Consider the following 25,830-nt stretch of genomic DNA (forward strand, 5'->3'; position numbering starts at 1 on the left):
GTATAGAGGGCCGAAGGGAGATAGAGGACCTCGAGGTTTGAGGGGGCACAGAGGTTTTCGTGGAACGGATGGAGATACAGGTGCAAAAGGAGCAACCGGGGCAACGGGAGCTGCGGGCAGTCCTGGGGCAGCAGGTGCTGCTGGGTCAACAGGTGCCACGGGAGCTACAGGAACTACAGGTGCTACAGGAACTACAGGTGCTACAGGAGCAGGCTTAAATGGTATTGTTGCATTTAATCCACTCGCAGCACTTGGCTATCAAGCAGGCCAAGTGGTTACGTTTAATAGGAGCTCGTATGTTGTAAATACGTCTTCTCCAGTAGGAACACCCGGTGTTTCGCCAGACTATACGCTGCTTGCAGCAAGCGGAGTAACTGGTGCAACGGGAGTAGGTCTAGACGGTGTCGTGACTTATGATTCACTCGCAGCATCAGGCTATCCAGTAGGTCAGGTCGTAACGTTTGATGGAAACACGTATGTGGTAAATACGGCGCCGCCAACAGGCACACCGGGTACTTCGCCGGATTATACGCTTCTTGCAGCGAGTGGTGCTACAGGCGCGACGGGTGCAACAGGAGCGGGAGTAACAGGTGCAACAGGAACAACGGGATCTGCTGGTGCGACAGGAGTTGGTCTGGGCGGAGCAGTAGTATTTAATCCGCTCGCAGCTCCGGGCTATCCTCTTGGTCAAGTTGTGACGTTTAACGGCAGCACTTATATCGTGAATACAGTTCCGCCAACAGGCACACCTGGAACTTCACCGGATTATACACTGCTTGCGGCGAGTGGTGCTACAGGCGTGACGGGTGCAACAGGAGCGGGAGTAACAGGTGCAACAGGAACAACGGGATCTACTGGTGCGACAGGAGTTGGTCTAGGCGGAGCAGTAGTATTTGATCCACTCGAAGCACCGGGCTATCCTCTTGGTCAAGTTGTGACGTTTAACGGCAGCACTTATATCGTGAATACAGTTCTGCCAACAGGCACACCAGGAACTTCACCGGATTATACACTGCTTGCGGCGAGTGGTGCTACAGGTTCTACGGGTGCTACGGGAGCGGGAGCAACAGGTGCAACGGGAACAGATGGAGCCACAGGTGTAACAGGTTCCACAGGAGCAACTGGATCTGTCGGTGCAACAGGTGCGACAGGAACGACGGGATCTACCGGAGCTACAGGAGTCGGACTAAGCGGAATTGTAGTATTTGATCCACTCGCAGCACCAGGCTATCCAGTAGGTCAGGTCGTAACGTTTAATGGAAGCACGTATATCGTGAATACTGCACCGCCAACAGGGACACCTGGAACTTCGCCGGATTATACGCTGATTGCAGCGAGTGGTGCTACAGGTGCAACCGGCGAGACTGGAGCAGGAGTAACAGGTGCAACGGGAACAGATGGAGCAACGGGTGCAACAGGATCGACAGGCGCAACGGGAGCTGATGGTGCAACAGGTGCGACAGGAGTAGGAGTAACAGGAGCGTCAGGAACGACAGGATCTACCGGAGCTACAGGAGTCGGTCTGAGTGCAATTGTAGTATTTGATCCACTCGCAGCGCCAGGCTATCCAGTAGGTCAGGTCGTAACGTTTAATGGAAGTACCTATATCGTGAATACGGCACCACCAACAGGCACACCGGGAACATCGCCGGATTATACGCTGATTGCAGCGAGTGGTGCAACAGGAGCAACGGGTGCGACTGGAGCGGGTGAAACAGGTGCTACTGGATCTACCGGTGCAACTGGAGTTGGTCTAAGTGGGATCGTGGTATTTGATCCACTCGCAGCGCCAGGCTATCCAGTAGGTCAGGTCGTAACGTTTAATGGAAGCACGTATATCGTGAATACGGCGCCCCCAACAGGGACACCGGGTACGTCACCGGATTATACGCTGATTGCAGCGAGTGGTGCTACGGGAGCAACGGGCGCGACTGGAGCAGGAGTAACAGGTGCTACGGGAACAGATGGAGCAACGGGTGCAACAGGATCGACAGGCGCAACGGGAGCTGTTGGTGCAACAGGTGCGACAGGAGCAACTGGAGTAGGAGTAACAGGAGAGACAGGAACGACGGGATCGACAGGTGCAACAGGTGTCGGTCTGAGTGGAATTGTAGTATTTGATCCACTCGCAGCGCCAGGCTATCCAGTAGGTCAGGTCGTAACGTTTAATGGAAGCACGTATATCGTGAATACGGCGCCGCCAACAGGCACACCGGGAACTTCGCCAGATTATACGCTGATTGCGGCGAGTGGTGCAACAGGAGCAACGGGTGCTACGGGAGCGGGTGAAACAGGTGCGACCGGGGCGACTGGATTACCAGGAACGACGGGTACAACGGGCTCTACAGGAGCAACAGGAGCAGACGGCGTAACTGGTGCGACAGGAACTGCTGGGGCAACAGGAGCGACAGGAGCAACGGGTGTAACGGGCTCTACAGGAGCAACAGGAGCAGACGGCGTAACTGGTGCGACAGGAACTGCTGGGGCAACAGGAGCGACAGGAGTAGCAGGAGCAACGGGTGTAACGGGCTCTACAGGAGCAACAGGAGCAGACGGTGTAACTGGTGCAACAGGAACTGCTGGAGCAACAGGTGCAACAGGAGTAGCAGGAGCAACGGGTGTAACGGGCTCTACAGGAGCAACAGGAGCTGATGGTGTAACTGGAGCGACAGGAGTAGCAGGAGCAACGGGTGTAACGGGCTCCACAGGAGCAACAGGAGCAGACGGTGTAACTGGAGCGACAGGAACTGCTGGGGCAACAGGAGCGACAGGGGTAGCAGGAGCAACAGGAGCAGACGGCGTAACGGGTGCGACAGGAACTGCTGGGGCAACAGGAGCGACAGGAGCGACAGGAGTAGCAGGAGCAACGGGTGCAACAGGCTCCACAGGAGCAACAGGAGCTGATGGTGTAACTGGTGCAACAGGAGTAGCAGGAGCAACGGGTGTAACGGGCTCCACAGGAGCAACAGGAGCCGACGGTGTAACTGGTGTGACAGGAACGGCTGGGGCAACAGGCGCGACAGGAGTAGCAGGAGCAACGGGTGCAACGGGCTCTACAGGAGCAACAGGAGCAGACGGCGTAACGGGAGCGACAGGAACTGCTGGGGCAACAGGAGCGACAGGAGTAGCAGGAGCAACGGGTGCAACAGGCTCCACAGGAGTAGCAGGAGCAACGGGTGCAACGGGCACCACAGGAGCAACAGGAGCCAACGGTGTAACAGGCGCGACAGGAGCAACTGGAACTGGAGCGACAGGAGCTACCGGTGCCACAGGAGCCACCGGAACAAATGGCGTAACAGGGGCAACGGGTGCCACTGGAACGAATGGCGTAACAGGAGCAACAGGAGCAACTGGAACTACGGGAGCCACAGGTGTAACAGGTGCTGAACCAACGGCCGATTCTAGTTATGCTGGCAATACAACGGGTGCACTTATCGCTGTTGTGCTCGGAGGAACGAATGTACCACTCCCGAGCTCACAAAACCTAAGCCCGAATATTACCGTCAACGGAGCTAATGATACCTTTACAGTTGTTAATGCAGGCAGATACTATATCACTTATCAGATCAACACCACCGCTGCCTTACTGCTCAGTACTCGTCTTCTAATTAATGGTGCAGCGAATCTTCCTTCTACGGTGGCTCCAGTTCTAAGCTTATCAAGCTTTAATAACGATATTATTGTTACTTTGTCAGCAGGCAGTACCATAACGCTTCAAATGTTTGGATTATTAGGAACAGCAACGCTGTTAGGCGGCGGAGCAGGTGCGGCTTTGACCATCATTCGGGTTAGTTAATAAAGCAGAAGTAACAGGACAATGGCATGAGAATATGATGTATCAATCTAATCGACTCACGGGAGTGTGGTTTTGTTGATTTCCATCAGCTTGTGCCTCATTGTCAAAAATGAAGAGAAAACGCTCGGTCGATGTCTAGCTTCCATGAAGGATATCGCTGATGAGATTATTATTGTGGATACGGGTTCCACGGATTTAACGAAGCAGGTTGCGAGCGAGTTTACCGATCGCATCGAACATTTTACATGGATCGATGATTTTGCGGCAGCTCGCAACTATGCTTTTTCTTTAGCAACCAAATCCCATATTATGTGGCTGGATGCAGATGATATTTTGAAGGAAATCGATCAGCAGAAACTGCTGGCGCTAAAACAAAATGTAGATCCTGCCGTCGACTCCATTTCTATGGAATACCACTTGGCGTTTGATGAATTCGGTAATGTAACTTCAAAGCTAAGACGAAACCGAATTGTAAAAAGATCGCGGGCTTTCAAATGGATTGGTCCGGTTCATGAATACCTTGAAGTTTACGGGGATATATTGAGCAGCGATATCGCCGTAACCCATAGCAGTATACATCATGACAGTGATCGCAATTTGAACATTTATGAGAAACGACTGGCTAAAGGGGAAATCTTTTCTCCGCGCGATTTATTCTATTATGCCAATGAACTTAAGGACCATGGGAAATATGAGGCTGCTATAAGGTACTACGAAAAGTTTCTTGCGACGGGCAAAGGATGGATTGAGGATAACATTGCTTCTTGCGGCAGGCTTGCGGATTGCTACAGCGAGCTTAATGAAGTACGCAATGTGGTCGATTCGATCTTTCGCTCTTTTCATTACGACAAGCCTCGTCCGGAATTTTGTTGCCGCCTCGGTTATTATTTCTTACAGCGTCAAGAGTATAAGCTGGCAATTTATTGGTATAAATTAGCGCTGAGCACAGAGAAGCCAGAGCAGAACTGGGGCTTTGAGAATTTAGCTTGTTCTACATGGCTGCCGCAGCTGCAGCTATGCGTTTGTTACGATGGCATAGGTGATTACGAAGCCGCTTACGATCACAATGAAAAAGCAGCACAATTCCGGCCGACGGACGAGCGCATTTTGGCAAATCGTGATTATTTGAACAAACGGTTAGGAAAGAAAACAATCGAGATTAGTCTAGAACCCTCAACTTAATGGGTAACAGAGCGAATTTCTAAGATCGAATGAGGATTCCTATTTCAACTGAATATAATTAAACAACAAGATTTCTTCCCGTCAGTTTGGGAGGAAATCTTTTTTGTTAGTTCAGCATATTTCACTTCGCACTATTGACATCGCCTATGAGCGAGTGTATATTAAATTTTATAAAATTGAATTGTATAAAATATAAAATCTTCACTGCACCAAATTGCATGAGGAGAATAGAGAAGGCTCTCTTTGGCAATAAGAAAACAAGAAGTTATTTCAAGTAACGGAGGTTAAATAAAAGGCCATTGTCGATAAGGTGCTTTTTCATGAGGAGCTTCAAGGTCTAGAGCTTGCAAAGTAACGTACTAAAATAAAAACTAAAATGGAGGAATTAATGATGCAAAACTTATATACAGCTACGGTAACGGCAACAGGTGGAAGAGATGGAAAGCTTGTTTCAAGCGATAATATTTTGAATGTAGATGTGAGAGCTCCTAAAGAGCTTGGAGGAGTGGGTGGCGCAACGAACCCGGAGCAATTGTTTGCAGGAGGTTACGCAGCTTGCTTCGAGAGTGCTCTTAACGTTGTGTGCCGGATGAAGAAAATTAAAGTGGAGAAAACCGAAGTAACCGCTCATGTTACGCTTGGCAAGGATGCAGATGGCGGATATGAGCTGGCTGTGAAGCTGGATATTGCGCTTGAGGGCGTTGAAGCAGACGTAGCGAAGGAATTGGTCGAAGCCGCTCATCAGGTATGTCCGTATTCTAGAGCCACTAGAGGCAACATTAATGTAGAACTCAATCTTCTTTAATCTAAAATAGTACAAGCCCAAAGCACAAAAAAAATCCGGAGAATGATCTCCGGATTTTTTGTGATGTTCTTATTTCGCGATGGTTTGTTTGCCCGACAGCTCAATAGATCTTTGTACAAGCACCGTCATTGCATCTACACAAAAGGCTGCGACGTCTTTTTGGATCGGTATGCAGGATAATTCAGTGCATGCGATGATCACACACTGGCACTCATCCTGCACGAGCAAGTGGTTAATGATGCCTTCAAACTCGGAAGGCTCAACAGGCAAATTGCGTTTGACCTTGTTGTATATAATGTCCATCACATGCTCCTGAATGACTTCTTCAGGCTCGTGAAGGTGCATATTATACTGATTGCAGCCATGACGATACACGCCGCTGCTAACCGTTCCATTTGTAGCTAGAATACCAATCTTGCAGTGTTCTCCAAAGGTGTCATGGATCTTTTTCAGCGTCTCATCCACCATGTTGATTATATTTATGCTTGTCATTTGCTGCATATCATTATAGAAATAATGCGACGTATTGCAAGGAATCGCAATATTAGATACGCCTGCTGCCTCAAGGATTTTGAAATCTTTAGCAACCGCTTTGAGAAACAACTCGCCTTTGTTTTCTAATATGACACCTGTTCGATCTGGCAAAGTGGCATGATTGAGAATGACGATATCAATATGCTCTTGATCACGGTCTGCTGCCGTTTGCTCGATAATCATATCGAAAAATACGGATGTTGCTTTTGGGCCCATCCCGCCTATGATGCCTAAGCTTTTAGCTTCCATTGCCTCAACCTACTTTTGATGAAGTGTTTAATTGAAATGATTTAGTTATTCAACGATCATAGCATGGCTTCCCATTGCGTCATAGCTGTTAAAAAAAGTGTCTGCATCGTAAGTAACTTGTCCTTTTAACGGATTCATTACATGTACTTTACCATCCTCATATCCATTTAGGACAACCACGTGCAAATTAATAGGAGCTGAATAATATTCACCAGTATCACTGAAATACCAAGCGTAATTCATTTTTGGCGGCGTGAGATCAAGCGTGATCCAAGTTACGACAGGAATCCCTTTATTAAGCTGCTCGATGATTTCCTCTCGCGTGCTGCCGCTAATATCTGAAGTACTGTTGCTGCGCCCTGCGACATCAAAATACAAGTTAGCCGCCTCCACGATAGGAGGAGCAAAGCTGAAAAATCCGCCCTTTAACGACCTAGGTTCGCCAGCGTATGACTTATAGGGATCAGGCCCATACAATTTATTGTTTTTGGTGATAAAAGCTTGCTTCGGCAAATAATTATCCGACATTTCTGTTTTGGTAACGTCATATCCGTAATAATTGAGTACCGCGGTTAATGAAGTAATTTCACAGCCGTTAGGCAGCTCAGGCTTCTGCATGATGGTATCGACATCGATATAAACCTTCTTAATGTTAATGGAGCCATCAGCTGCCCGCTCATAATCCTTCACATATTCAAACGTTTTGTTGGTGGTTGTCAGCTCTTGTGCAGGGCCGTTAACCGCTATTTGATGCTCTTCCTCCGACAGCTGATAAGGCCTGCCGACCTTCTGTTGTTTTATCTTATAGCTGGTACCGTAATCGAGCAAAATAGATGTTGCTTTGCCCATTTCGTCTGTTGTCATGGTGCCGATAACCGATCCGCTATTAGCAGCGGTTATTGTATATACAGCATCTTTAATCGGCTGCTGCGTTGCTTCGTCTTTGCTTATTATTGTAATTGTTCCTTGCTCTATTTCTGGAGTAGGGGCAGTCGTTTGTGTAGAATCGACTTTCTCATTGAATACAGGTTTTGCATCTTCTTTCGTAAACAATGTATAAATAAAAAATATAATACCCAATAACACCAGGAGCTTGATCATTCTCTTCATGTTGGTGGCTCCTTCACTTTATAGCCGTAATAGTTATGCGACAGTGTGTAACGAGCAGGCAGCCGGTGGCTGCCCCATGCCTGTTACGCTTGCTCGAAGAACGTCTTATGCCATATAAGGAACACATACACTGTCCAAATGTATCTAGCGTAGTTCTGCTTGCCTGAATAATGCGAATCCAGATATTTCATCAGCTCATCGGTATGAAAGAACAGCTTCGCTCGGTCCGAGAGAAACATGTCCTTAACGAGCTTATAATATTTCTCTTGTCTTAGCCAGTGCCTAATAGGTACAGGAAAACCAACCTTTGGTCGATTCGCCCATTCATCGGGAAGTACTTCCTTCGCAGCTGTACGCAGTGCATACTTCGTATTGCTTGGATGTACACGAAGATCAGTAGGCAGCTTGGAAGCCAGATCCATAACCACTTTGTCTAAAAATGGAACTCTCAGCTCAATGGAATGGGCGAGGCTCATTTTGTCTGCCTTAAGAAGAATATCTCCCGGAAGCCAAAGCTTCAGATCGAGATATTGCATTTTGGTTATATCATCTTTGCCCCGCACTTGATCATATACAGTCTTCGTAATGCTTTGTACGGATGGTCCTTGCTTATATTCGTCCTTCAATACGGCTAAGGCATCAGCTTCTTCAAACACCTGCGCTTGACCGATAAAACGTTCCTCAACCCGCTGTCCGCCTTTTACGACAAAGGAGGTGATTCTGTTTTTGGACAGCTTGCCGCTTAATAATGATAACGGCCGCCTGATTGCAAACGGAAGCTTCTTGTATTTTTTCATCGCTGGTGTCGTATCGTACCAATCATAACCGCCGAAAATTTCGTCTGCGCCTTCTCCAGAGAGCACCACGGTCACATGCTTGCTCGCAAGCTCTGCTAGGAAATAGAGAGGCACGGAGGAAGGGTTGGACTGCGGTTCGTCCATATGATACTGAATCGTTGGCAGCATTTTGAAGCACTCATCCGCTGAAACCAGTCGTTTATAGTTTTCGATGTTTAAAATTTCTGACAAATCCTCTGCGAGGTTCGTCTCATTAAAGTTGCCTTCATAATCCTCAAAGCCGACGGAAAATGTTTTGTTTGGTTTTAGCAAAGCGGTAATATAACTGGAATCAATGCCTCCGGACAAAAAAGACCCGACCGGCACATCGCTAATTTGGTGATAGGCGACTGATTCTTTTACTGTGCTTTTAATTTGGTTTACGTAATGGGACAGGCTGTTCGGTTCTTCTGCAAAGTTAACGTCCCAATAAGGCTTCACTTCTAGCTTGCCTTGTTTGTAAAGCATATAGTGACCAGGCTTCAGCTTGTACACGCCTTTAAAAAACGTTTCATCAAGCACGGAGTATTGAAAGGTCAGGTAAGGCTTGAGCGCATCCTTGTTCAGCTCTTTGCGAAAGGCAGGCTGCTTTAAGAAAGCTTTGATTTCAGAGCTGAATAGGAAGGAATTATCCGTTGTGTTTTGTGTATAATACAACGGCTTTATGCCAAAGAAATCCCTGGCGAGAAACATCGTTTCCGTATTCGTATCCCATATCGCAAAAGCAAACATGCCTCTTAGCTTCTGAAGCAGCGAGGTTCCATACTCTTCATAAGCATGAATGATAACCTCGCTGTCCGTATGGCTAACAAAGGTATGCCCGCACTGAATCAACTCTTCGCGCAGCTCTTGATAATTGTAGATTTCTCCATTAAATACAAGAACACAGCTTTTATCCTCGTTGTAAATCGGTTGGCTGGCTTCTTCAGACATATCTATAATTTTGAGGCGTCTAAACCCTAAAGTTACTTCCTCATCTGAATAGATACCGCCACTATCGGGACCTCTATGAACGATCATATCCATCATATCTTTAATAATGGCTACTTGATCAACGTCGGGACGACTATCTGCAAAACCTACAAAACCGCACATGTGGAATACCTTTCATTAACTTTATTGTTTTAAGCGCAGTCACATCGTTTTTAATTTGATTTCCCTGACGATTTCCGATTCATTAAATGGGATTTCCGTTTTCCCAATAATTTGCGACGTTTCATGACCTTTGCCGGCAATGAGAATGACATCGTCTTTTCTGCTGATATCAATGGCAAAAGCAATAGCATCTCTCCGGTCGATAACGGCCTCATAAGCTCCGTTATAAGCTTCGACTCCTTCAATAATTTCCCTAATAATCAGGTTATTATCCTGCTCCTTGGGATTATCAGAGGTGATTACGGAAAAATCAGCAAATGTAGCGGCTACCTTAGCCATCGCTCTACGTTTCTCTGTGCCTGATTCCCCATCAGATGCGTAAACGCCGAACACGAGAATGATTTTGCCTTTGGTAAAAGGCCTGATTGTTTTTAATGCCTTCTCTAGGCTGTCCTCGGTATGAGCGAAATCGACGATGATCTTCGTATCCTCATCTTGATAGACAACTTCCAGCCGGCCTTTAATACCCTCAACAGACACAATGCCATCTGCGATTTGCTGTAGAGTAAATTGATTGCAATAAGCTGTTGCAATAGCGGCTAGACTATTATATACGTAGATCGTCCCAGGCAGGTTTACTTTAATTGCGATGCTGCCCTTTGGCGTATTTACATTATAAGTCGTATAGTCGGCATAATAAGTAATATCCGTCGCGTAAATGTCAGCTTCCTGCTCAATGCCATAAGTAACCAGCTTTGGACCCTTATGCTGCAATCGGTCAATGAGAATACGCCCAAATTTATCATCTGCATTAATAATGTTAAAGTCCGTCGTCATGTCGAACAGCAAAGCCTTCGCTTCGAAATATTCCTCCATCGTATGGTGAAGCTCCAAATGATCCGGCGTTAGATTTGTGAAAATGCCAGTTTTGAAGCTGGAATGAGCAACGCGTTTCAAATTGAGCGCATGCGAAGAAACCTCCATGACGCAATGCTTCATATGTGATTCGATCATATCGGCGAAGATTCGTTGCAAATACAGCGATTCCGGCGTCGTATTTTTATTTTGAATCAGCTTGTCGCCGATAACTGTGCCGATCGTGCCGATAATTCCGAGGGCTGTCCCCGTTTGCTCGAATATAGATTTTAGAAAATATGTGGTCGATGTCTTCCCGTTTGTTCCAGTGATGCCGAGAAGATTCATTTGCTCAGTCGGGCGATGATAGAAGTTTGCAGATACCAGGGCGAGCGCCTCACGCGTGTCGTTAACTTGCAGCACCGTTATTCCTGCTGGCACATGAACATCCTTCTCGACAATAACGACGGTCGCACCAAGTGCGATTGCTTTTTCGATGAAATGGTGTCCATCAACCGAAAAGCCCGTTATCGCGACAAATACGCCATTGGCTGAAGCTTCCCTCGAATCAAAGGCAATGGAGCTTACTTCAATATGCAAATCGCCTTTCACGAGCGTGTAATCCAGATCTTTCAGTAAGGAGGTCAATAACATACGATCAGCTCCATTCTATTACCTATTACTATTTTTGCAGGCTATCTTCTTAGAAGCTTTTTCGTAAGCTTGCCACCGATGATAGCCGCATAGGAAAAGGCTGGTTTCGGGTCCTTCCAATCCCAGATCGCATAAGCTTTCGGTTTAAACAAGGATACGAATACTTGCTTCCAAGTCAATTGACCCGTCTTGATGTAATCGCGAACAGCAAGCATGTCCTCATATCCGTACCAGAAAACACGGTTCGTATTCTCTTTGACGGCTTTGGGAGGCACAAGGTTGCCGCCAGTTAACTCTTGGTAAGTAATCCATGGAATATTTACCCCAACTCGGTACAGCAGGTTGTTCAGGTTGGTAATCCGGCAATTGACTTCGATTAAATAAAAACGGCCAGTTTCGGCGTCTTTTTTGAATTCAATTTCCGCGAAGCCTTTCCATTTCATCTTCTCTAGAAAAGGAGCTCCGATATCGAACAGCTCTTGTACGTATCTCTGCCCTGTATACACCGATGCGCCGAAGTTAATCGGATATTGGCGGAATTTTTGACAAGTGACCCAGTGAGTGACCTTTGAATCTTGGTTTAAATACGCGTCGAACGTATACATATGATCGTCGAAACCCGGGATGATACGCTGTACGATGACTTCCAAGCTCGCTTCCTTCGCTTTGGCCAGCGCTTGTTCGAGCTCAGCGCGGCTGTGTACCTTAAATAGCTTGCGTCTAAACTTGGCAACGAAGGATGGAGAATCTGTTGGTTTGACGATACAAGGATATTTAATGATTTCGTCGATCTTCTCAAAAAAACGATCTTCGTCTACACGGACCGTTTCGGGAACAGCTACGCCATTTTCTAGAGAAAGGCGCTGCAGCACCTCTTTATTCATCATATCCGAGTATATGCCCGGAATGTCTTGTGGTATGAGATAGTGTTCTCTAAGCTCTTCCAAATGCTCATCGATAACCTCAAGATAAGAATCGTGGCATGGAATAAGGACAGGAGGAGCGCTTTGCTTGCGGGCATATTCCTTCAAGAAACGAATGAACGCTGCCGTGTCTTCTTTATAATGAGGAGAGATTAGTCTCTCAGACGTATATTTTGAATCGGCGCCATAGGTATCTTTAGTCGAATAATCTACGGCAACCGTATGTACACCGTTAATGCCTAGGCAACGAATGGTGCTTAAACCTATATAATAATTACAACCCAAAATTACTGCTTTATTATTCACAAAGGCACATCCCGACATCCTAATTTATGTTCATTTCCCTGTATTACGACTAATGTTTTAAATAATTTTACTTCATACTTTCTTATAATACAAATGGATTTATCCTCATAATAGCTACAAAGATGTGGAGGATTTGGACCAAATCCGAGGCGCATGCTGCCGCTTAAAACAGCTTCTTTATCAGCCGTTTTTTCTGGCATTCGACACCATTACCCGTAAATCGCTGAAACCATTTATCGGAATTTTTAACATTAAAGCACTTGATGAGCGTTATTAGCATATTTGTGATTTTATTAACATTTTTCAATTATTCATATATATGTATATTTTACTATTCTGTATTTAACGCAAGTAACTTTTTCCATATATTGATCGATTTTACTAGTTAAAAAGAACTAGAAATTGGATAAAATAACTTCATTTTGTCGAATAATGCCCGAAAATTGTCTACGTTCGTCGACAAGTTTTTACAAACTCCTTATTGCTCTACGAGTATAATAGAAGCATTACCACACGAGTGCTAGATAAGGAGCGTGCCCCGAAGCGAGCTATGGACAAAAAACACTTGCTTAAACAATTGCAGTCGTTGCGGCTAAAGCTTCATGAAATAGCCGAAGCGCGCGGCAGTCTGACAGATCCGGATGTTCTAGCGATTAGCGAAGAGGCCGATCAACTAATTGTTGCGTTACAGCATATACAAAGAAACGAGCTAACACATATTACGATACGCCGCGACGATATGTAGAGAATATTATCTCTCTCGAAGCCGTCGGAAAAATTGAGTCAACAGGTTTGAGCATTCAGGTTGTAAAATACCACTAGTGAGCTCCGTTTCATGGTTGAAACGGGGCTCTTGCAGTAAATTCATGAGCGTCCCAGCACATCCAGCCTTCGGGTCGGTTGTTCCATAAACGACACGTTTAACCCGAGATTGAACAATGGCGCCGGCGCACATTGGACAAGGCTCCAACGTGACATACAATGTACAATCTAATAATCTCCATGCGCCGATGCGATCGCAGGCGTCACGAATAGCTACCATTTCGGCATGAGCGGTTGGATCAAACCTCGTCTCACGCAAATTGTAGCCTCTTCCGATGATTTCATTGTTTCTGACGATAACAGCCCCGATAGGAACCTCTCCAATTTGCTCGGCTTTTTTGGCTTCTTCAATAGCTTCCAGCATCCATTTCTGATCTTCTTGCTCTCTTGTCATATACAATAACTCCTTTACTATTTATTCATTATACAACGAACAAATATTCCGTTGTTAACATGTCGTGGATAACATTGTGGATAACTATCATGATATACACATAAATACTCACAATTTATTCAGAGCTGTGCACAGTAATTGTGGATATTGTGTATAAGTTGTTAATAAAAACGTTTTTGTGTAAAAGGATGTGTCATTCATTGTCAATAAAGATGAAATTTTCAGTCTTGATCACGCTTATCGTTTTGACGTTTTTTATATTCCAACACATGCTTAGTGAGTATTCGATGATTCAAAGCATGCGTGAGCAAGCAAAACGAGCGATGCACGATACTTCCATGCATGTGGCGAACACATTTTCCTCTTACGAGAAGAAGTCAGGTTCAGGCTATATCTTTCCGGAGAAGGATCGCTCAGGCCCTGGGCATATCTTTGATATCGTAAAAACATTAAATCCAAATATAAATGAAATTACAGTATTTGAGCAAGATACGTTGGCTGTGCGTTACGGTACTTACACGTATTTGGATTCAAATAGCGATCAATCTATTATAACCGATGTGAAGAAAACAGGTTTTGAGCTTCGAAAGATGGAGATCAACGGAAAATGCTATTTTAGAAGTTATTATTACACGAAGCAGATGGGTAATTACATTATAAGTGTCGTTTATGACAAAAAGGGAATTAATGAGCTTATCGCGGAGAAGCGAAATGATTCATTCATTTATACGGGCATATCGATGGTGCTCGTCCTCTTTATTAGCTATTGGCTGGTAGGAGTAATGATTAGACCCTTAAAAGATATATTATGGAAGGTTAACGAGGTTTCATCTGCAAGGTTTCAACAGCCGATTCGAATTAAACGCAAGGATGAATTCGGCTTGCTGGCTCTTAAGGTCAATGCGATGTCGCAAAATCTAAGTATATATATGAACAAGCTGCGCAGAGCGTTTGAGGAAAACCGCCGGATGAAGGAGCATTTGGAGTCATTTATTAATCACACGAGCGATGCGATTCATCTTATTGATTTGGATGGTAAGGTTATTCAAGTAAACCGTGCTTTCGAGCTGCTCTTTGGTTATGAGGAAGAAGAAGCAATTGGTCTCATAAATCCTATTCTTCCCGACTCTCATCATGCAGAGATGAGGGATATGTTAAACCAGATCTTGTCGGGCAAAGTACTGCCAGCTCAGGAAACGATACGAATGACAAAGCTTGGAGAGCTGATACCTGTAAGTGTAACCATATCGCCAATTCGTGATTCGGACGGAACGATTCGTGCCTTTGCCAGCATTTCAAGAGACATGAGGAGCCGTAACAAAATGGAAGAGCTGCTGCGCAGGTCGGAGAAGCTGACGACAGTAGGGCAGCTAGCAGCAGGTGTAGCCCATGAAATTCGCAACCCGCTGACGACGCTGCGCGGTTTCCTGCAGCTCCAGCAGGAGAGCAAGAAGCTGGCGCTTTCCCACGTAACGCTTATGTTATCGGAGCTTGACCGGATCAATCTCATTGTTGGCGAGTTTCTCATTCTTGCGAAGCCGCAAGCGACGAGGTTTGTCACCAAGGACATACGGGATGTACTGCAAGATGTTATTGCGTTAATGAACAGTGAGGCACTTCTTCATAATATCGAGTTTTGTGTTACTCTAACCGATGATTCTTGCTTAATTTCATGTGAAGAAAATCAATTGAAGCAAGTGTTTATTAATTTGCTGAAAAATGCGATTGAAGCGATGCCAAGTGGTGGACGAATCCATATTCATATTAACCATAAACGGGAATACATTTCGATCACGATAACGGATGAAGGAATGGGCATCCCGGACGATATGATACCGAAAATTGGAGATCCCTTTTTTACAGCGAAGGAAACGGGCACAGGGCTCGGCATTATGGTTAGTCAGCGTATTATTAACAGCCACCGCGGAACGATGGATATTAAAAGCCAGGTTAATGTCGGAACAACGATACATTTGCTGCTGCCAGCTTTGAAAGAAACACGGGAGAGCGGTATACTGGAAGCATAAGCACAGATCGGGCTTCTAACTGAAAAGTAAGAGGAGGGATTCTCGTTGAAGCAGGAATCTTCTGTAGATGGTTCATGGCAAAAAGGGAACGTGCTTCATGATGCTTCAGGCTACAGCGCCTTACTCGTAGGAACTACTGGTTTGATCGGAGCAGCTTTGCTCCGGCAGCTGCTTCATGATCCGCTGGTGACGATGGTAACCGTTATTGTAAGGCGGCCGCTAGAGACGAAAACTTTGGGCAGCGCAAATGAGCTCTCCAAACTGAATATGATCGTCACCGCCTTTGATGATTTGGATCAAACGCTGGAGCAGGTACATGCAGATGTCGTGTTTTGTACGCTTGGCACGACGATTAAGGTTGCGAAGACGCAAGAAGCCTTTCGCAAAGTAGATTACGAATATCCGCTCACGCTTGCCCGGTTTGCAGAACGCACGAATGCTTCTTTATTTTCTATCGTGACGGCTATGGGGGCTTCCTCCAGTTCAAAAATATTTTACAGCAGAGTGAAAGGGGAACTGCAGGATGCGATTGCTAAGCTGTGCATTCCGCTAGTTCAAGTGTTCCAACCCTCGCTTCTGCTTGGCGAAAGACCGCAGGCTCGACCTGGTGAAGCGTTTGGAGCTGTCGTTTCGAAAGGGCTGCAATTTGCGATGGTTGGTCCGCTGCGCAAGTATCGGCCGATTAAGGGCGAGGATGTAGCTTTGGCAATGAGAAGAGCGGCGGGACAAGCTGGACAAATGAAGGCAGCAAGCAAGTCATCGATGATTCAATATTATTCATCGGACAAAATTGCCGACTTGGCATTACATACAACGGGGTGAAGCAGCTTTGAGAATCAATAAGTTTATTAGTGAAACAGGTTATTGCTCCAGACGTGAGGCGGATAAGCTAGTAGACAGCGGACGTGTTACGATCAATGGAGAAAAGGCACAGCTCGGCAGCCAAGCTGAAATAGGTGACGATGTACGTGTTGATGGCCGCAAAATCGGCGAGCAAAAAAATCATGTTTATATTGCGCTTAATAAGCCGGTAGGCATTACCTGTACAACCGAGCTTCATATTAAAGGCAATATTGTTGATTTTGTTGGTCATGAGGAGCGTATCTTCCCGATCGGGAGGCTGGACAAGGATTCGGAGGGATTAATTCTTCTCACGAATGACGGTGATATCGTCAATCCGATTCTACGCTCGGAGGGCAAGCATGAGAAAGAATATTTGGTTACTGTAGATAAACCGATGACAGAAGCGTTCTTAAAAGGAATGGCAAGCGGAGTTCATATACTAGGCAGCATGACATTGCCATGTGTTGTAACAAGAGTGACGGACCGCGTATTCCGCATTATTTTAACGGAAGGCCGCAATCGTCAAATTCGTAGAATGTGCGAAGCATTCGGTTATCATGTTCGGAGACTGCAGCGGCAGCGTATTATGAACATCCAGCTCGGCGGTCTTCATGTTGGCAAATGGCGTGATTTGAGCGAAGCCGAGAAGGCGACTTTGTTCGAGACATTAAGTTATGAGCCGGTCTAAGCAGGAAACATTCATTCGTATAACGACAAAAAAACCTGAATCACACGCTTAGGGCGAGTTGATTCAGGTTTTTAATTATGGTTTTTTTACATTTAACTGCTGGGCATTCGTGACATCAGTGTACGTATGGATGATCGAAACCTCTACACGACGGTTTTTGGATTTGCCTGCAACCGTCTCGTTGTCGGCAACAGGACGATATTCACCGTAGCCGATAGCGCTAAAGCGCTCGGGTTTAAGTTGTTTATTTTCGAGCAAAACGTCCAAGAAACGAATCGCCCTCATAGAGCTCAAATCCCAGTTTGATTTAAATTGGTAAGTCGAGATCGGCGTTGTATCGGTATGACCGGAAACGATGACCTCATAATCAGGGTACTGCTGCAGCATTTTGCTGATCGCAACGGCAAGCTCCTTCGATTCAGGCTTAACAGTTGCTTGTGCCGGTGCAAATAATGCGTTGTCGCTAATCGTAATCATCAGCTGTGAGAGATTTAACTTCGTCTCAAGATCAGATGTCAGGCCGTTTTTCTTAATATAGGCATCTACTTTTTTCTTCAGATCCTCGAGATCCTTCTGCTCCTGCTTAATAAGTTCCTCGCGAGCTTTCTCTTCATCTGATTGATTTTTGTTTACATCCTTGTCGGGAAGCTTGCCGCCTTCTTCTTTTTGCTTCTTCCCGTCATCCTCGCCGCTTTTCACAGCGGACGTTTCGGTTAGAATACCGCTGCCAGTGCTGAGTGCTAAACTAAATGCTTTCGACATTTCTTCAAACTTCTTTACGTCGACGGAGTTCATGGAGTACAACACGATAAAAAGTGCTAGCAGCAGGGTGAGCAAATCGGCGTAAGGAATGAGCCATGATTCATCCACATGCTCCTCGTGTTCTTCATGTCTATGCTTTCTGCTCAACGGCGCCTTCCTCCTTTTCCCTCATCTTCAATCTTTCTGTAGGTGTAAGGAAAACAGACAGCTTCTGATTAATAGCGATCGTTGATACGCCGGATTGAATAGAAAGAAGGCCTTCCACCATCATAAGACGGATTTGAATTTCTTTCTTAGACATGCGCTTCAGTTTATTAGCAATAGGATGCCATAATACATAACCTGTAAAGATACCAAGAAGTGTTGCGATAAAAGCTCCTGCGATGGCATGTGCGAGTTTTCCCATATCGCTCATATCAGCAAGTGCGGCAACGAGGCCTACAACTGCACCGAGTACCCCAAGTGTAGGGGCATATGTACCTGCTTGCGTAAAAATAAGTGCTCCCGCTTTGTGGCGGTCTTCTGTTGCGGCAATATCCTCAAGTAAAACATCGCGTACAAAATCTTGGTCATTTCCGTCAATAATCATACGCATGCCGTTACGAAGAAATGTATCTTCAATCTCGTCAACTTTTGCTTCAAGAGCGAGCAAACCCTCGCGACGTGTAATGGAAGCCCATTCCATGAAGCGCTGAATCAGCTCATCACGCATAGGCAGCTTTTGCTCAGTGAACACCATTTTGAATAGTTTACCGACTTTGGATAGCTCGGACATCGGGAAGGCGATCATGACGGAGGCTATAGTTCCCAAAATAATAATCATAAAAGCAGCTGGATTTGCAAGAGAGGACAGGTGTGCTCCCTTTAAAACCATGCCTCCAAGTACAGCGACTAATCCTAGCACCAAACCAATAATTGTTGAATTTTTCATCATACACCCCGTCCAATACATTTTCGACATTTCTCTACTTCTTATATTATCGACAAATGGGTATTCTGAAGTTAGAGTATATGGAATGATTTAAGGCGAATGCGTTAAAAAATGATAAAATGCGGTAGAATAGTAGAGAGATATGTACAAAAAATGACGATAGCAAAGGTGGTATACGCAAATGGGCGTAAGACATGCAAGAGAATATTCAGATATATTGAAGGATTTTACAGCAGCTGTGGCTGAAATTGAGAATAGCTATACTTTTTTTGAAATGGAACCAGATGAATGGGCTCAGCTGCCTGTAAGCGATCGGCATGAAGTGATGGAGGCTTTGGCGGATGATGTTTTCTTTGGGCTAGGAGAGAATCCGGTCATTGAGGTAGGCAGCGGTGTCATTACGTATAATAGCAAACATCACATCATAGAGGTTTCACAAGACGATAAGGTGACCCAAATCATTAGATTGATATAAGCATTCGGCATAAAACTTCATATAAGTAGTGCTCCTGTCGGATCTTTACATTTTATGTCGACTCTATTACAATGTTATTCAATACAACATGACATATAATTTGACATTGATCTAACATAGAGGAGAACGACATGAATGAGTGCTCATCATCGTTGCTGTTGCCGAAAGCGCTTGAATTGGATGGTGAAACATTAGCTGCATTTTATCAGCCCATTATAGCGATGGATACAAGACGCATTATGGGTTACGAGGTGCTTGCTCGAGCTGTAAAGGGTGATTCCGTGAGGAGTCTTGGACCTTTCTTCTGCAATGAGCAAATTCCAGAAGATGACCACATTATTGTGGACCGGGTACTGCGGGAGCAAGCATTCTCGAAGCTGGCTTCAATGGAAGAAGAGCAGCCGATGTTATTCATTAATTTGAAGCCGTCTTGGATTTATCGGTATGAGGAAATCGGCGAGCTCTACACGTTGTCGCTGCTTGATAAGTACGGAATTGACCCTAAACGAATTGTCATCGAGATAACGGAGGAAAGCTTCCAAGGTTCCATGGATAGGCTTCGTTCTGTTGTCGACATATACCGGGCAAGGGGCTGTTTAATTGCAATCGATGATGTAGGCAGTGGTTTTAGCAATACGGATCGGATTGCTCACATTCAGCCCAACCTGCTCAAAATCGATATTCATATGATTAAGAAAAGCGCGACTCATGACGGCTATTTCGGTGTGCTGCGATCCTTCTCTGATTTAGCAGAGCAAATTGGAGCTTCGCTGCTCGTCGAGGGAGTGGAGACAAGGGAGGATTTGGCCCGCGCAATTCAGGCAGGCGCCCGTTACGTCCAAGGCTATATGTTTGCAAGGGCAGAGCCGGAGTTTCGTGAGCCTGCTTGTTTTGCATCTCTAATTGAAGCGGAGCTTGATCAGCATCTGCTGCATTTCGTTGGAACTGAACGCTATTGGCAGCGGCAATCGGAGAAGCTGGCAGAGCAGTGGGTTGCGCTTGTTCAGGAGACGCGTTACCTGGATCATGAGGATGAATGGATAGAGGGGCTGCTTCCCGAGCTTTACGACCATTGCATTCGGGTTTATTTGTGCAATGAGAGCGGTATTCAGCTCTCATCCAACTATTATCGCGATGCGGACAAGGCTTGGAGGCGAGAGGAGCAATACCGCGGTGCCAACTGGTGTTGGCGTCCCTATTTTGTTCCTAATCTCGTCCAGCTCAATGAGCATCGACGTGCAATCGTTTCGCGCGCCTATACTGATCTCGATTCTCACGCATGGATTAGAACCGTATCTGTTCTAGCAGCGCCTGGTCTTATTTTACTTATGGATTTGAGGGATTCTGAGCGCGGAGTCCAGCGTCGTTAACGTGCGGCTGCTGGCTCATAAACCATACAATGGCATTCGGCAAAGCCAGTGGGAGTAGAACGCGCATAGGTGTCGGTAATATGGAAGCCGGCTTGTTCATAAACGCGCATCGCACGAGTATTCCAAGTAAGCACCTCCAAATCAATTTCGTTTTGAGGGGTGCGCCTTATTGCCTCTGCCACAATGAGACGTGTGAAGGCAAGGCCGAGGCCTTTACCGCAAAGATCAGGCCGCAATCCGAGCCCGAGCCGCGTTACGCCTGTTAAAGGAAAAAACTGCGCGAACCCAATAAGCGCAGACTGAGCGTCTAGGACAGCCATATATTGGGCAGCACGAAGGACGGGATCGCCAAATTCGATTTCGTCTTTTTTCATTTGCTCCCAAGTCGGCCAATTATAAACATCAAATGGAGCCTCGTAGCGCCAGCCGCATAGTTGCTGTGCATGGACGGTTTCGAGCGGGCATATGGTCATATCGCCTTCATCTCGATTATAATGAATAGAGCTTTGATGGCTTGTCATTTGTTTTTACCTCCGCTTGAAAAAAAGTAGCTGAATAGAGCGAATGTCGAATGAAATAGGTTTATTATAACAGATAGGCGTGCGTTGATCGCGCGTAAATAAGGAGAAGCATCAAAATGAAGAAGTTGATCTGGCTAGGCTGCTTGTCATATTTAGTCATCGGCGTTGCCCATGTTGTGGGCGGATCTATCTTGGAACAGCTCATCGCTCATTATGGTTTAACCTATAAAGATGGCGGGCAATGGATTATGAATCAATTCCTCGGGTTCCTGGTGGGTGTTCTGTTAGCGCCATCTATTACTTCGAGAGTTGGAAAAAGAGGCGCAGTACTGATTGCGATGGGCGTACTGACGCTGAGTGAGGCGGCGTATAGTTTGCTGCTGCCATGGGGCTGGATGCTCGCGATTGCTCCGCTTGCGGGTCTTGGCTTTGGGATGACGGAAGCGGTCGTCGGCGCAATGATTATTGATATGGCGAAAAACGGCAAGGCATCGGCAATGAGCCGATTGGAAACCTTTTTTGGCGTTGGTGCATTGTTGATTCCAATTGCAGCGGCTTATCTGATTCAGCATAGCATATGGCAGGTTTCCTTTCCGATTCTGGCAGCGATGTCAGGCATCACCTTTGTTCTCTGGCTGACGATGTCCTTTGGAGAGCTGGATGATGAGCTTGGTATAGTTGCTCGAACACCGGGAGTGAAGGAAGGCCATTCGAATGAGTTGGAAGGAATGCAAACCACTCGCGGATCTGTCTTTTTTGGCTATCCGCGCAAAGCACTTCCATTTCTCTTGTTATCGGCTTTATTTTTTATGATTTATGTAGGAATGGAAATGAGCTTCTCTAACTATCTGCCTTCTATTCTCATCGTTCGATCAGGTGTAGGAGATTCCAGTGCGGCAGCGGTGCTCAGCTTGTTCTGGGGAACGATGGTGCTAGGGCGTCTATTTGCGGGGCTGCTGGCTGACCGAATGGGTTATTCGCGTTACTTGCTTATTGCTACAGCGGGCGCCTCGGTCGTTTTTGTTTTAATGGCTGTTATGGGTCAGCTTAGCTGGATGCTTGCCTTTGTCGCACTTAGCGGATTGTTCTTCTCGGGTATATTCGGTATCGCTCTTGTTTATGCCAATGAGCTCATTCCGGGTATGACGGAGAGGACGACGAGTTTGCTTGTAGCATTCGGCGGGCTTGGAGGAGCGATTTTTCCTCGTTTGACTGGCTGGATAATGGATCAGTACAATGTGCAATCTACGTTATGGTATATAAGCAGCTTAGTTATACTGATGCTGCTTCTGCTAGCGGCGATGCTCCTGCTCGGAAGAAAACAAGTTCACAGCGTACGATCCAAGGCTTAAATGAACTGCAAATTATAAAAAAACCTCCACATTCGCTGTTTCAAAGCGGGTGTGGAGGTTTATTTATTATTAAACGTGTTATTCTAAATGCTTTCAGCTATTTAAGAATGGTTTTGTATACCTCTATGGCGCGCGCGCGTGATGCTTTCAAGTCGACGATGGCACCGCTTTGCGGCTGATGAATCTCTTTGTCTGTCAGATGATTCAAATGAGGCAGCCAGCGCCTAATATAGCTGCCGCTAGGATCATGCGTCTGTGACTGAGTTGCGGGATTCATGATGCGGAAGTAAGGCGCTGCGTCATACCCGAGTGAAGCGCACCACAGCCAACCGCCGCGATTAAGCGTATTGTCATAATCGCTTAAGTGAAGGCGGAAATATTGTTCGCCAAGCGTGAAGGGGCATAGCAGATTTTTAGTTAAAAACATGGCTGTTACCATTCGCAAGCGGTTGGGCAGCTCACCTGTACGATTGAGCTGCGTCATGGCCGCATCAATGATTGGAATGCCGGTGGCAGCTGCAGCCCATGCTTCTAGATGAGCATTTGAGAGCTTGGACATATCAGCTAGCTGCTCGTAACGAAAGAAATCATCATGATACATCGCTTGATATAAATAAAAATCACGCCATGCCAGCTGCCGTACCCATGATTCAGACCCCGGGAGCCCTTGGGTCATTTCGTAGGCTTGGCGGGCGGAGATGGCGCCCGTATTAAGGAAACGTGCAAGCTGGCTTGTATGATCATCGGCATAGGCGTCCCTGCTCTCCGAATAAGAGGCAAGGCGTTCTCGTACGAACCGTTCCAGCTTGGATAATCCTTTGGACGATCCTTGCACGTTTGTGCCGCCTAGGGCGCATGAAACGGATTCGGGCAAAGCGAAGGACTGCGCAACCTTGGCATTAATTTCGCTTAAGGTAGCAAGCTCATGAATCGTCGTTTCACTCATTGGGCTATAGCACTCCAGCATAAAGCTGCTCCACTTGCGATAAAAGGGTGTGAAAACCTTGTATGGATCCATTTTTCGAGCAAATGCCGGGAAAGCATCTAGATCAGCAAGAGGTGAATCGGCAATAGACATCCAGCGGCGGCCAAGGCTGCGTGTGATTAGCCCAAGCTGCTCATCTCGCTGCCGTGAGTAAGGCGTATAGTCTGTATGAACAATAACCTCATCAATAGGATGCGCATGCAGCAGAGCTTCGGTGATCGCAGCAGGATTACCATAAAGCACATGCAGTTCCTTTCCTGCATTAGAATAGTTGTGCAGAAGCGAGGCGGCTTGCGCCATGAAATTCCGGCCGCTATGACTAGTTAAACGGCCATCTCCTGTAATAACGGGATCTATGATTAGCAAATGAATGCCTTGTTTCTCTTTTTTCTTCAAATAATCAAAAGCGCGCAAATCTGCAATACGCAAATCCTTGCGGTGAATAAACAAATACATCAGTGATAGCTCCTTCCATAAGCGCAACATTGAACGGCCGCATTCCAGCTGGAATGAAACAGCAAAGCCGCAAGTCATTTGTCGTCAGAGGACAAAAAACTGCGGCTTTGCTAGATGAGTCTACCCGTTCAACCCTCAAGAAGAGGGATTAGGCTGCTCTATTTTACGTCAACGTTGGCTTGGTATGAATCAGCATCCATGATACGACGAGCAGTTACATATCGTCCCTCATAGTACTCGGAGTTAAGTTTGTCAGTTACAACGCCTCTGCTCGAGGATGAATGTACAAACTTGCCATCTCCAATGTAAATGCCAACATGGGATATGGCGCTATTATTGCCGCCAACTGTGTCGAAGAACACAAGATCTCCCGCAATGAGGTCAGCCTTAGCGACCTTTGTACCTTCTTTTGCTTGCGAACCAGAAGTACGTGAAAGCTCAATGCCCATTTTCTCGAACACATAGCTCGTGAAGCCGGAGCAATCAAAACCTTTCGACGACGTTCCGCCGCTTTTGTACGGAGTGCCAATAAGATCATTAACAATTCCGTTCAATTTTGAGTCAGCGAAAGCGCTTCCCGCTTGAAAAGCGAGCACGAGAACGAGACCCAGGATTAATGCGGTAATCTTCTTCAATTGTGAAACTCCTTCCAATGCCGACGAGGTTAGCTGTGGGGTTCGGTTGAAGGCTCCCTATGATTCCTCGGGCGTTTGAAAAAAACTCAAACGTCGGAATCAATTCACCCAAAGTGGTTCCCCCGTATCCCAATAGGGAATTAGGCAGTTTTTTTATTGCTTTGAGAAATATTCGATTATTTTCAATGATCTCCTGCCTTTAGTGGCAATTTCTAATAATTCTCATGTAACCTTTTGACAATTTGCTTCGTTAAACCGTTCTTTCTGTAATATAAACACGCCATAGTAGTGCTTTCTAACTAAATACATGGAGTCAATTTCATTAATTATGTGGATGTTGTGTAAAATATACCGATTTGTCCTTTAGGCGCTATATCGCAAGGACTAGCTTAAAGTGCCGTAAACGGCGGTATTTCACCATTTTGCTCCTCATAAATTAGAAAAATCTCATCTATATCACTCGTGAATAAGCGTAGATTCAGACAGCCTAGCTGCTGCTCCAGATAGAGCGGCAGAAATAGACAAAGGAGGCTGTTCATGAGAACAGCCCCCTTTGGGCAATCGAAAAAAAGATTTATTTTGCAGTAACGATTTTTTCAGAAATGAGCTGTGGATCGTTGTTTTTTTGCTGCATCCAAAACTGTACCTTGTATTTTCCGGCATTTTTGAAATCGTAGGAAACGAGCTTGGAGCTGAACCAAAAGGTGTCTTTTTCGACGAACTCTTTAAAATCATCATCATCCTGGCTGCGGCTGTCGATTGTCGTTTCCTTATCATTAGGATCAACGATGGTCACTTTGAACTCTGAAATCGCCATATTCAAATTATCGATTTGTGCTTGCACTAAAAATTTCTGAACACTGCCTTTATCAACCTGTCCGAACATAGCTCGCTTCTCGTTCATTAGAAACATATGCACATTGGGCTTCTGAATAATGAGCTTCTTATCATTGCTCTTCCATTGGACGAAGGCTTGAAGGCTGTCACTTAAAGAACGAATGCTAATATAAACCTTATCATCCACAACGACAGCATCGTCAGTGGATTGCTTATTATTATAAAGGAGCGTTACCTTTTGAAATAGTTTGTCTGCTGCAACCAATGAACCGCCCGATAAGAGCAATACCATGGATATAATAACTAGTTTTTTACGCATCATTTGTGAATATCCCCCATTTTTGATTTTCTTTCAGTTATTTATACAGAACTGCCATCATTTAGTTG

The 25,830-nt window shown here is 45.8% G+C and carries 24 protein-coding genes and 1 riboswitch; of the genes, 10 read left to right on the top strand and 14 right to left on the bottom strand.

The features are described 5' to 3' along the window. The first annotated feature begins 37 nt into the window (after nucleotides 1-37). The 3 genes from AC1DM9_RS29815 to AC1DM9_RS29825 all read left to right on the top strand — a co-directional run bounded on the left by AC1DM9_RS29815 (nucleotide 38) and on the right by AC1DM9_RS29825 (nucleotide 5,783). Entirely contained in the window at nucleotides 38-3,796 is a 3,759-nt protein-coding gene (locus AC1DM9_RS29815) for a BclA C-terminal domain-containing protein (protein ID WP_477583724.1), read from the top strand. 75 nt (nucleotides 3,797-3,871) lie between these two features. Beyond that, nucleotides 3,872-4,978 (top strand): glycosyltransferase, encoded by a 1,107-nt coding sequence (locus tag AC1DM9_RS29820; RefSeq protein WP_441884870.1) that lies wholly within the window; start codon nucleotides 3,872-3,874, stop codon nucleotides 4,976-4,978. 391 nt (nucleotides 4,979-5,369) lie between these two features. Continuing rightward, the gene (locus AC1DM9_RS29825) at nucleotides 5,370-5,783 is read left to right on the top strand and encodes an organic hydroperoxide resistance protein (RefSeq protein ID WP_076271553.1); all 414 of its coding nucleotides are present in this window, start codon (nucleotides 5,370-5,372) and stop codon (nucleotides 5,781-5,783) included. A gap of 69 nt (nucleotides 5,784-5,852) precedes the next feature. Here the strand turns inward: AC1DM9_RS29825 and AC1DM9_RS29830 are convergent, their stop codons facing one another. The 6 genes from AC1DM9_RS29830 to AC1DM9_RS29855 form a co-directional block, all read right to left on the bottom strand. Next, nucleotides 5,853-6,566, bottom strand: a complete 714-nt coding sequence (locus AC1DM9_RS29830; protein ID WP_477583726.1) for an aspartate/glutamate racemase family protein — start codon at nucleotides 6,564-6,566, stop codon at nucleotides 5,853-5,855. A 45-nt stretch (nucleotides 6,567-6,611) separates the two neighbouring features. Next, nucleotides 6,612-7,676 (bottom strand): C39 family peptidase, encoded by a 1,065-nt coding sequence (locus tag AC1DM9_RS29835; RefSeq protein ID WP_477583728.1) that lies wholly within the window; start codon nucleotides 7,674-7,676, stop codon nucleotides 6,612-6,614. Between the two features lie 83 nt (nucleotides 7,677-7,759). Continuing rightward, nucleotides 7,760-9,607 carry an asparagine synthase (glutamine-hydrolyzing) gene (asnB, locus tag AC1DM9_RS29840; RefSeq protein WP_477583730.1) on the bottom strand — a complete coding sequence of 616 codons (1,848 nt, stop codon included), beginning with the start codon at nucleotides 9,605-9,607 and terminating at the stop codon, nucleotides 7,760-7,762. A gap of 39 nt (nucleotides 9,608-9,646) precedes the next feature. Continuing rightward, nucleotides 9,647-11,116, bottom strand: a complete 1,470-nt coding sequence (locus AC1DM9_RS29845; RefSeq protein WP_477583732.1) for a UDP-N-acetylmuramoyl-L-alanyl-D-glutamate--2,6-diaminopimelate ligase — start codon at nucleotides 11,114-11,116, stop codon at nucleotides 9,647-9,649. A gap of 41 nt (nucleotides 11,117-11,157) precedes the next feature. Then, the gene (locus AC1DM9_RS29850) at nucleotides 11,158-12,345 is read right to left on the bottom strand and encodes a carboxylate--amine ligase (protein WP_076271558.1); all 1,188 of its coding nucleotides are present in this window, start codon (nucleotides 12,343-12,345) and stop codon (nucleotides 11,158-11,160) included. Beyond that, nucleotides 12,342-12,545 (bottom strand): hypothetical protein, encoded by a 204-nt coding sequence (locus tag AC1DM9_RS29855; RefSeq protein WP_477551864.1) that lies wholly within the window; start codon nucleotides 12,543-12,545, stop codon nucleotides 12,342-12,344. The genes AC1DM9_RS29850 and AC1DM9_RS29855 overlap by 4 nt, the downstream gene beginning before the upstream one ends. Before the next feature lie 350 nt (nucleotides 12,546-12,895). On the opposite strand from AC1DM9_RS29855, the gene AC1DM9_RS29860 reads away from it, so the two are divergent. After that, nucleotides 12,896-13,090: an aspartyl-phosphate phosphatase Spo0E family protein gene (locus AC1DM9_RS29860; protein WP_076271559.1), complete on the top strand. Its 195-nt coding sequence runs from the start codon at nucleotides 12,896-12,898 to the stop codon at nucleotides 13,088-13,090. 6 nt (nucleotides 13,091-13,096) lie between these two features. Here the strand turns inward: AC1DM9_RS29860 and tadA are convergent, their stop codons facing one another. Continuing rightward, nucleotides 13,097-13,561 carry a tRNA adenosine(34) deaminase TadA gene (gene tadA / locus AC1DM9_RS29865; protein ID WP_076271560.1) on the bottom strand — a complete coding sequence of 155 codons (465 nt, stop codon included), beginning with the start codon at nucleotides 13,559-13,561 and terminating at the stop codon, nucleotides 13,097-13,099. Nucleotides 13,562-13,848: 287 nt separating this feature from the next. Between tadA and AC1DM9_RS29870 the strand changes: the two genes are divergently transcribed. From AC1DM9_RS29870 to rluF, 3 genes are read left to right on the top strand one after another with little or no spacing between them, the layout of a single operon-like run. Further along, on the top strand, nucleotides 13,849-15,588 hold the full coding sequence (locus tag AC1DM9_RS29870; protein WP_477583734.1) for an ATP-binding protein: 1,740 nt from the start codon (nucleotides 13,849-13,851) through the stop codon (nucleotides 15,586-15,588). Nucleotides 15,589-15,633: 45 nt separating this feature from the next. Beyond that, nucleotides 15,634-16,410 carry an NAD(P)H-binding protein gene (locus tag AC1DM9_RS29875; RefSeq protein WP_477551862.1) on the top strand — a complete coding sequence of 259 codons (777 nt, stop codon included), beginning with the start codon at nucleotides 15,634-15,636 and terminating at the stop codon, nucleotides 16,408-16,410. A gap of 7 nt (nucleotides 16,411-16,417) precedes the next feature. Next, nucleotides 16,418-17,119: a 23S rRNA pseudouridine(2604) synthase RluF gene (rluF, locus tag AC1DM9_RS29880; protein WP_076271562.1), complete on the top strand. Its 702-nt coding sequence runs from the start codon at nucleotides 16,418-16,420 to the stop codon at nucleotides 17,117-17,119. 75 nt (nucleotides 17,120-17,194) lie between these two features. Here the strand turns inward: rluF and AC1DM9_RS29885 are convergent, their stop codons facing one another. Both AC1DM9_RS29885 and motA read right to left on the bottom strand, forming a co-directional pair. After that, the gene (locus AC1DM9_RS29885; protein ID WP_441912794.1) at nucleotides 17,195-18,028 is read right to left on the bottom strand and encodes a flagellar motor protein MotB; all 834 of its coding nucleotides are present in this window, start codon (nucleotides 18,026-18,028) and stop codon (nucleotides 17,195-17,197) included. After that, on the bottom strand, nucleotides 18,012-18,812 hold the full coding sequence (motA, locus tag AC1DM9_RS29890) for a flagellar motor stator protein MotA (RefSeq protein ID WP_054027115.1): 801 nt from the start codon (nucleotides 18,810-18,812) through the stop codon (nucleotides 18,012-18,014). The genes AC1DM9_RS29885 and motA overlap by 17 nt, the downstream gene beginning before the upstream one ends. A 181-nt stretch (nucleotides 18,813-18,993) precedes the next feature. Between motA and AC1DM9_RS29895 the strand changes: the two genes are divergently transcribed. Both AC1DM9_RS29895 and AC1DM9_RS29900 read left to right on the top strand, forming a co-directional pair. Beyond that, nucleotides 18,994-19,287, top strand: a complete 294-nt coding sequence (locus AC1DM9_RS29895; RefSeq protein ID WP_076271564.1) for a hypothetical protein — start codon at nucleotides 18,994-18,996, stop codon at nucleotides 19,285-19,287. Nucleotides 19,288-19,418: 131 nt separating this feature from the next. Continuing rightward, nucleotides 19,419-20,657: an EAL domain-containing protein gene (locus tag AC1DM9_RS29900; RefSeq protein WP_477551861.1), complete on the top strand. Its 1,239-nt coding sequence runs from the start codon at nucleotides 19,419-19,421 to the stop codon at nucleotides 20,655-20,657. On the opposite strand, the gene AC1DM9_RS29905 is transcribed toward AC1DM9_RS29900, so the two are convergent. Continuing rightward, on the bottom strand, nucleotides 20,654-21,178 hold the full coding sequence (locus tag AC1DM9_RS29905) for a GNAT family N-acetyltransferase (protein WP_441958835.1): 525 nt from the start codon (nucleotides 21,176-21,178) through the stop codon (nucleotides 20,654-20,656). The genes AC1DM9_RS29900 and AC1DM9_RS29905 overlap by 4 nt on opposite strands. A gap of 116 nt (nucleotides 21,179-21,294) precedes the next feature. On the opposite strand from AC1DM9_RS29905, the gene AC1DM9_RS29910 reads away from it, so the two are divergent. After that, nucleotides 21,295-22,530 (top strand): MFS transporter, encoded by a 1,236-nt coding sequence (locus AC1DM9_RS29910; protein WP_477551860.1) that lies wholly within the window; start codon nucleotides 21,295-21,297, stop codon nucleotides 22,528-22,530. 97 nt (nucleotides 22,531-22,627) lie between these two features. Here AC1DM9_RS29910 and AC1DM9_RS29915 read toward each other — a convergent pair whose 3' ends face one another. From AC1DM9_RS29915 to AC1DM9_RS29930, 4 genes are all read right to left on the bottom strand, one after another. Beyond that, nucleotides 22,628-23,971 carry an FAD-binding domain-containing protein gene (locus tag AC1DM9_RS29915; RefSeq protein WP_477551859.1) on the bottom strand — a complete coding sequence of 448 codons (1,344 nt, stop codon included), beginning with the start codon at nucleotides 23,969-23,971 and terminating at the stop codon, nucleotides 22,628-22,630. A gap of 158 nt (nucleotides 23,972-24,129) precedes the next feature. Then, nucleotides 24,130-24,606, bottom strand: a complete 477-nt coding sequence (locus AC1DM9_RS29920; RefSeq protein ID WP_076271568.1) for a C40 family peptidase — start codon at nucleotides 24,604-24,606, stop codon at nucleotides 24,130-24,132. 3 nt (nucleotides 24,607-24,609) lie between these two features. Then, a riboswitch (cyclic di-AMP (ydaO/yuaA leader) is annotated at nucleotides 24,610-24,763 on the bottom strand. A 232-nt stretch (nucleotides 24,764-24,995) separates the two neighbouring features. Continuing rightward, nucleotides 24,996-25,145, bottom strand: coding sequence for a hypothetical protein (locus tag AC1DM9_RS29925; protein ID WP_477512188.1), 150 nt, complete (start codon nucleotides 25,143-25,145; stop codon nucleotides 24,996-24,998). Between the two features lie 35 nt (nucleotides 25,146-25,180). Next, nucleotides 25,181-25,765, bottom strand: a complete 585-nt coding sequence (locus AC1DM9_RS29930) for a hypothetical protein (RefSeq protein WP_441884810.1) — start codon at nucleotides 25,763-25,765, stop codon at nucleotides 25,181-25,183. Nucleotides 25,766-25,830 lie beyond the last annotated feature (65 nt).

The sequence above is a fragment of the Paenibacillus sp. 01T431 genome (assembly GCF_056398625.1).